The sequence below is a fragment of the Stenotrophomonas sp. HMWF003 genome, assembly GCF_003061285.1.
Lineage (GTDB): Bacteria > Pseudomonadota > Gammaproteobacteria > Xanthomonadales > Xanthomonadaceae > Stenotrophomonas > Stenotrophomonas maltophilia_AP.
In genome coordinates this window covers 4,378-4,871 of the sequence record NZ_QAIW01000455.1, presented here as the reverse complement: position 1 = coordinate 4,871, position 494 = coordinate 4,378, and the positions used below count along the sequence as shown (strand labels likewise).

The window sequence follows — 494 nt, the reverse complement described above, 5'->3', positions numbered from 1 at the left end:
CCGCCAGCAGGCGCCCGGTACTGAACGGTTCGATCCCCGGCGCGGCCACGCCCAGCCCCTGCAGGGTGCTCAGCACGGCGCCGCGCTGTTCGGGCTGGATGTTCATCAGGAAGTAGTTGGGCGTGTCCACCGGCAAGCGGTCGCGCCACTGCGCCAGCAGCCCCGGCCCGATCACCGACAGCAGCAACAGCGCGCACAGCGACAGCGACAGGCCCACCAGCTGCAGCACCGCCAGACCCCGGCGACGGGTGAGGGCAGCCAGGCCCAGCTTCCAGCGCCCGCGCAGGCGCGGCTGCAGGCCACGCAGCAACCACAGCAGGAACGCGCCCAGCGCGCCGGCCAGCGCCGCCAGGGCCGCCAGACCGCCGAGTACCCAGGCCGCCAGTTTCACATCACCGGTGGCCTGTACGGTCAGCGCCACCGTGGCGGCCAGCGCGGCCAGGTAGACCAGCAGCGAGCTCGGCGGCAGGGCGGCAAAGCTGCGGTTGAGCACG

The 494-nt window shown here is 73.3% G+C and carries 1 pseudogene; it reads right to left on the bottom strand.

Going from position 1 to position 494, the window contains the following annotated elements:
* Nucleotides 1-494, bottom strand: a pseudogene (locus tag DBR34_RS24320) (oxidoreductase); the annotation flags it as partial.